The 7,146-nt window shown below is 22.2% G+C and carries 6 protein-coding genes; 5 read left to right on the forward strand and 1 reads right to left on the reverse strand.

The window, feature by feature from the left end; genetic code table 11:
* The 5 genes from repA to leuA all read left to right on the forward strand — a co-directional run.
* Positions 1 to 854, forward strand: an 854-nt coding sequence (repA, locus tag RJI84_RS02070; RefSeq protein ID WP_428994306.1) for a plasmid replication initiator RepA, incomplete at its 5' end; no start/stop codon positions are given.
* A 360-nt stretch (positions 855 to 1,214) separates the two neighbouring features.
* Complete coding sequence (gene leuB / locus RJI84_RS02075; protein WP_343189274.1) at positions 1,215 to 2,315, forward strand: 3-isopropylmalate dehydrogenase; 1,101 nt, start codon at positions 1,215 to 1,217, stop codon at positions 2,313 to 2,315.
* Between the two features lie 7 nt (positions 2,316 to 2,322).
* Positions 2,323 to 3,729: a 3-isopropylmalate dehydratase large subunit gene (gene leuC / locus RJI84_RS02080; RefSeq protein ID WP_343189275.1), complete on the forward strand. Its 1,407-nt coding sequence runs from the start codon at positions 2,323 to 2,325 to the stop codon at positions 3,727 to 3,729.
* 32 nt (positions 3,730 to 3,761) lie between these two features.
* Positions 3,762 to 4,358: a 3-isopropylmalate dehydratase small subunit gene (gene leuD / locus RJI84_RS02085; protein ID WP_343189276.1), complete on the forward strand. Its 597-nt coding sequence runs from the start codon at positions 3,762 to 3,764 to the stop codon at positions 4,356 to 4,358.
* A gap of 89 nt (positions 4,359 to 4,447) precedes the next feature.
* Positions 4,448 to 5,995 carry a 2-isopropylmalate synthase gene (leuA, locus tag RJI84_RS02090; RefSeq protein WP_343189277.1) on the forward strand — a complete coding sequence of 516 codons (1,548 nt, stop codon included), beginning with the start codon at positions 4,448 to 4,450 and terminating at the stop codon, positions 5,993 to 5,995.
* A 266-nt stretch (positions 5,996 to 6,261) separates the two neighbouring features.
* On the opposite strand, the gene RJI84_RS02095 is transcribed toward leuA, so the two are convergent.
* Positions 6,262 to 6,771 (reverse strand): TIGR00645 family protein, encoded by a 510-nt coding sequence (locus RJI84_RS02095; protein WP_343189278.1) that lies wholly within the window; start codon positions 6,769 to 6,771, stop codon positions 6,262 to 6,264.
* Between the last annotated feature and the right edge of the window lie 375 nt (positions 6,772 to 7,146).

Below are 7,146 nucleotides of genomic sequence, written 5' to 3' on the forward strand. Positions count from 1 at the left end.
TGTACTATAGAACAAGATACATTTTTAATAAAAATCCTAAATTTGTACCTCCTAAAAAAGATAAATCTAGACCTGTGTTTATAAAGTATGCTATTAAGATGGCTTCTTTAACAGATGTTGCTCGGACAGAATTAAATTATGTAATACAGCCTAAAGATCCTAATACTGGAGCTATTATAAAAAGAAAAAGAAGATTAAATGAACATAGAGCCCGTGCTATGAGAGAAATAGTAAAAGCAATGATATATCATTTTAATATTACGTCAGATCTAGTACAAGCATCAGTAGAACAACTAGCTGATGAGTGTAGATTATCTACTATTTCCAAAGCAGGAAACAAGTCTATTACTAGAGCTTCTAGATTAATAACAAACTTTATGGAGCCTATGGGTTTTGTAGTATGTAAAAAAGTTTGGGACAAAGTAATAGGAAACTATACTCCTAAAATGATTACTTTAACACCTTTGTTTTTCGAGTTAATAGGAATATCTTCTAAGAAATTGTATAATGCAAAAAAACAGCAATTAGGATGGATTAATAAAGGTTTGATAAAAAGAGGATTAAAAAAAATAAGTTTTTCAGAAGCTAGAAGAATAGGAAAAGATAAAAGAATAAGAGGGATATTAAAACATAGACATATGAAGCATATTTTTTATAGAAAGCATATAAAAGCAAAAAAAATTTTTTCTATGGATGAAAAAATAGCTAAACAGAAAATTTTAAGAGCATTAGTTGCTAGGTATTCTATATTAGAACTTACTACATTAGGGCCAAAAGGATTAAAAAAACAGATAAATATTGAATATTATTATTTGAGGAAATTAGCTACTTCTCCTATACCAAAGTTTTATTAAATTTTTTAATTTATTTATGTAATTATTTATATTTACATATTTTTTTTATGTAGAATTTTTTTGTATTAATAAAATATTTTTTATTAATAAGGTTTTTTTTTAAAAAAATAAATGCATGTGTAACAATTTTTATATGCAACCAAAGAGATAAATGCAAAATAACATTAATTAAAAAGCTTTTAAAAAAGAAAATATACATAAAATAATTACTATAAAAAACTTTAATAAAAAAATTGTAAATTTTAATGAAATCAATTATTTTTAATAATATATATATACTAATATTTATAAATTTTATTTAAAATATATAACCTAAAGTTAGTTTATAAAAATTTTAAATATATTTAATGGATTTAATTTATGTTAAAAAAATGTAAAATTGCAGTTCTTCCAGGCGATGGTATAGGGCCAGAAGTTATGAACCAAGCATATAAGATAATAGATGTTTTAAATAAAAAATATTTTTTGAAAATATCGTGTAAAGAATTTTTAGTAGGACATTCTGCTCTTAAAGAATATAATACTGTTATGCCATTAAGTACTATATATGGATGCGAGGAATCTAATGCAATTTTATTTGGCTCTATAGGAGATTATAGTTTAAAATATGATTATAGAAAGAATTCTTTAGAAAAAGAATCATTATTATTCATTAGAAAAAAATTTAATTTATTTTGTAATATTAGACATGCAAAATTATATTCTAGTATCAAAGATTCTTCTCCATTAAAAAAAAATATACTTGATAAAGGAATAGATATAGTTTGTATAAGAGAACTTACAGGTGGAATATATTTTGGAAATTCTAAAATAAAATATGATAAAAATATGAATATAGAGTATGCATTTGACACAGAAAGATATAATAAACAAGAAGTATATAGAATAGCTGATATAGCTTTTAAAATAGCTAAAAAAAGACGTAAACATATTACTTCTATAGATAAATCTAATGTTTTAAAGAGTTCTATATTATGGAGAGAAGTTGTAAAAAATGTTTCTCATAATTATCCAGAAGTAAAATTAAATAATTTATATGTTGACAATGCAGTTATGCAAATAATAAAAAATCCTAGTTCTTTTGATGTAATATTATGCTCTAATATATTTGGCGATATAATTTCTGATGAATGTGCAGCAATAATAGGTTCAATAGGAATGCTACCTTCAGCAAGTATAAACGAAAATAAATTCGGGCTATACGAGCCATCAGGAGGATCTGCACCAGATATAAAAAATTTAAATATAGCTAATCCTATTGCTCAGATTTTATCACTTTCTATGTTGTTAAAGTATACTATGAATCAAATAGAAATATCTAAAAAAATTGATGATTCTGTTAATGAGGCTTTAAAATTAGGATATAGAACTAAAGATATAATTAGTAGCAGTCATGAAAATTATGTTTCTACTGAAAAAATGGGTGATATAATATCAGAAATTTTAATAGAAAAAAAATAGGGAAAAAATGAATAATAAAAGATATACTTTATATGAGAAATTATATAATTCTCATTTAATATATGAAAAAAAAAATGAAACTCCTTTAATTTATATAGATTTACATTTATTACATGAAGTCACATCACCACAAGCATTTTTTGCTATGAGAAAAAAAAATAGAAGTGTAAGAGTACCAAATAAAACTTTTGCTACTATGGATCATAATGTCTCAACAAAAAGTACTAAGAATATAGATTTCGATGAAATGTCAAATATTCAAATAAAAGAATTAACAAAAAATTGTGAATTGAACAAAATAAAATTGTTTGGTCTAGATCATCCTAAACAAGGTATAGTACATGTAATAGGTCCAGAAAATGGTTTAACATTACCTGGATATACAATTGTGTGTGGTGATTCTCATACTTCTACACACGGTGCATTTGGTGCTTTATCTTTTGGAATAGGTACTTATGAAGTAGAGCATGTTCTCACTACTCAAACTTTACCTCAAATTAGATATAAAAATATGCAAATAAAAATTTCTGGAAATATGCAAAAATATGTTTATGCTAAAGATATCATATTATATATAATAAAAAAGCTGAGTACATCAGCAGGAAATGGTTATATTATAGAATTTTGTGGGGATACTATATCTAATTTAAGTATGGAAGGAAGAATGACAATATGTAATATGTCTGTAGAATTAGGAGCAAAATCTAGTATAATTTCCCCAGATAATACTACATATAAATATTTAATAAATAAAAAATATACTCCTAAAAAAAAATATTGGGAAAAAGCAAAAATTTTTTGGAATACATTAAGATCAGATAAAAATGCTTTTTTTGACAAGAAATTTTCTTTTAATATAGAAAATGTTGCTCCTCAAGTTACTTGGGGTACTAATCCAAGTCAAACTATTGATGTTAACGGAAAAATACCATCAATTAGTGAATATAAACATGTTAATGAAAGAAAAAATATAGAAAATACATTAAAATATATGAACTTAAAACCAGGTACATATTTAAAAAATGTTCCTATAGATAAAGTTTTCATAGGATCTTGTACTAATTCTAGAATTGAAGATTTAAGAGAAGCTTCAAAAATTTTAGTAAATAAAAAAGTTCATAAACATGTACAAGCTATAGTAGTTCCAGGATCAAAAAAAGTAAAATTACAGGCTGAACAAGAAGGACTAGATGAAATTTTTATTAAATCAGGATTTGAATGGAGACTTCCTGGTTGTTCTATGTGTTTAGCAATGAATGATGATAAATTAAATAGAGGTGAAAGATGTGTATCTACTAGTAATAGAAACTTTGAAGGTAGACAAGGTAATGGTGGAATTACACATCTAGTTAGTCCTGTAATGGCATCAGCTGCTGCTATATTTGGTAAAATAGTAGATGTAAGAGATATTTAACTTAAATATAAAAGGTGAAATTTCTTTATAATATGAAAAAATTTATAGCACATAAAGGGAAAATACTTCCATTAGATATGTCTAATATAGATACTGATGTAATTATTCCTAAACAATTTTTAAAAAAAATCACAAAACAAGGATTTGGTAAATATTTATTTTTTAATTGGCGTTATATTAATAATAATATTAAAAAAAAGAATTATAATTTTATTTTAAATAAAGATATTTATAAGAATTCTAGTGTGTTACTTACTAGAAATAATTTTGGTTGTGGCTCGTCTAGAGAACATGCTGTTTGGGCTTTAAAAGATTTTGGTTTTAAAGTAATTTTGTCTTCTAGTTTTTCTGATATATTTTATAATAATAGTTTTAACAATGGTATTTTACCTATAATATTTTCAAACAAAATAATTAACGAAATTTTTTGTATTGTAAAAGATGCACATATATTATTAGCTAAAATTAATGTAATTGATAAGTATGTATCTATACTAAATAAAAAATATTTTTTTGAAATAGATGACTTTTATCATTTTTGTATAATGAATGGCCTTGATAGAATAGATTATACTTTAAAATATAAAGACAAAATAGAAGAATACGAAAAAAATAATACATTTTATTAGAATTTTATTACCAATATAAAAAAAATATTTATAAATAAACAATTGTTTTATTAAAAATGCATTATATATTTTGTAAGGAAAACATATATATGAAAGAAAAAATTATTATTTTTGATACTACATTACGAGATGGAGAACAGTCTTTGTCTAATAGTTTAACCTGTAAAGAAAAACTTAAAATAGCCATTTTATTAGAAAATATGGGAGTAGACATAATAGAAGCAGGTTTTCCAATTTCTTCTCCTGAAGATTTTCAATCAGTGAAATTAATTTCACAAACCATAAAGAATAGTAAAATATGCAGTCTTGCGAGATGTTTATATAAAGATATTGATATTGCAGCTAAAGCTATGAAATATTGTTTACAGGATTCTTTTAGAATACATTTGTTTATTGGTACTTCCAATCTTCATATAAAACATAAATTAAAAAAAAATTTTGATGATATACTTGATATGTCTATAAAATCAGTAATAAGAGCTAGAAAATATACTAATGATATAGAATTTTCTTGTGAAGATGCTGGAAGGACTGAAATAGAAAATTTATGCATTATTATAGAAAATGTAATTAAGAATGGAGCTACAACTATAAACATACCAGATACTGTAGGATATACAGTACCATTAGAATTTTCTAAAATAGTAAAAGAAATATTAAATAAAGTTCCTAACATAGATAAAGCGATTTTATCTGTACATTGTCACAATGATTTGGGAATGGCCACAGGTAATGCAATAACTGCTATACAATGTGGCGCAAGACAGATAGAAGGAACAATTGGTGGAATTGGGGAAAGAGCTGGTAATACTGCTTTAGAAGAAGTTATTATGACAATAAAAACTAGAAAAGATATTTTAAATTTTTATACTAATATAAATTTTAAAGATATTTATAAAACCAGCAAAAAAATAAGTAATATATGTAATTTAGAAATTTCATCGAACAAACCGATAATAGGAAGTAATGCGTTTTCGCATTCTTCTGGTATACACCAAGATGGAGTATTAAAAAATAAAAAAAATTATGAAATAATTTCTCCGGAATCTATAGGATCTAAAAAGAAGAATTTTAATTTAACTTCTAGATCTGGAAGAGCTGCTATCAAATTTTATATGAAAGATATGGGTTATTCAGAAAAAACATATGATTTGAATATACTTTATAAAAAATTTATAAAGTTAGCAGATCAAAATGGTAGAGTGTTTAAATACGATTTAGAGGCTTTAGCTTTTTTAAAAAATTCTTATGAAGAAAATAAATATTATGAGTTAGTTTATTTAAAAATTTGTACATTATATAATTCTGGAAACAAAATTATAATAAAATTAAAATGTGGAAATAAAGTTAAAAAAGAATCTGTGTCAAATACGTCTAATTTAATATTTACAATTTTTGATTTAATAAAGAGAATTTCTAAAATAGAAATGAAATTAAAAAAAATTATTTTAAAATCAAAAACTAATAGAAGTCGTATTGTTAATTTAGTAAATTTGTCTGTTATATATAACAATACTAATTTTCATAGTAAAAAAATTACTTCTGATTATATGAAATCTTATATATTGTCTTTAATAATAGTGCTAAATAGTATAAGAAAATATAAAATAGTTCGTAAAAAATTACATAATGTATAAAAATTATATTTTTTTAATTTTATTTTTTTTAAATTATTATAACTATTTTTTATTAAATTATAATAAAAAAAATGTACACAAATATAAAAATTTTATTTAAACTTTATATAATAAAATATTTAAAGAATTCTTTATATTTTTTTTTAAAAAATAATTAATTAAACCGAACAGCTATTATATTATTTTTTTATTAAAAAACAATTTATTATATCTAAAATTAATAATATTATTATATTAAAATATTTTATTGTGTACATTATTTTTTTTTATTGTTTAATATTATATTTTTTTTTACTCATTTTGTCTATATATGCCATTCCAAAGGCAGATATTACAAAAGTTAGATGTATTACTACAGACCACATTATTTTGTTATCTACAATTTTTTCTGCATTCATAAATATTCTTAATAAATGCACAGAAGATATAGCAACTATGGAAGAAGCTACTTTATTTTTTATAGAATTTACGTCCATGGTACCCATCCAACTAAGTATATTTTTATTTTCTTTAACTTCTTCCATTTTCATAATAAAATTTTCATATCCTGAAAACATTACCATCACTAATAGTCCTCCTACTAATGCAATGTCTATTAAAGACAATACTATTAGTACTAATCCAGATTCTGACATTTTAAATATTTCAGGAATTACAAAAATAATTTGTTGAAAAAATTTTAAAGTAAGTAAAATGAATCCAAATGATAAACCTATATACACAGGAAACATAAGCCATCTTGAGGCATATATTATATTAGCAATTATTTTTTGCATTTTATGAATTTACCTTAATATTTTTATATACTTTATACAAAATTTATAATACATTTCTAAAAAGTATAAAAATATTTTATTTTATTAATAATAATATATTTATTAAAATATTTTAATCAATATTTTGTATTATTTTTTAATATAAAATTTTTTAAACTTTTTTTGTATTTTATAAAATTAAAAAAATATTAAATTGTAAATGTATTTATTTTAATAATGTTAGCATTAAAAATTATTTTATTCTTATAATATTAAAATTATAATATTTTAATATTAAACTTATGGAAAAATATTATTATAAAAAAGATTTTTTGTAGTTTTAATTTTTTAAATTATACTCTAAAAAACTAATAAAAAACTTTATGAGAAAAATTA

The organism is Buchnera aphidicola (Chaitoregma tattakana) (assembly GCF_039370165.1).
GTDB lineage: Bacteria > Pseudomonadota > Gammaproteobacteria > Enterobacterales > Enterobacteriaceae > Buchnera_G > Buchnera_G aphidicola_F.

Coding starts and splice junctions, on each gene's coding strand:
- leuB (WP_343189274.1), top strand. CDS start 1,215: ATGTTAAAAAAATGTAAAATTGCAGTTCTTCCAGGCGATGGTATAGGG.
- leuA (WP_343189277.1), top strand. CDS start 4,448: ATGAAAGAAAAAATTATTATTTTTGATACTACATTACGAGATGGAGAA.
- leuC (WP_343189275.1), top strand. CDS start 2,323: ATGAATAATAAAAGATATACTTTATATGAGAAATTATATAATTCTCAT.
- leuD (WP_343189276.1), top strand. CDS start 3,762: ATGAAAAAATTTATAGCACATAAAGGGAAAATACTTCCATTAGATATG.
- RJI84_RS02095 (WP_343189278.1), bottom strand. CDS start 6,771: ATGCAAAAAATAATTGCTAATATAATATATGCCTCAAGATGGCTTATG.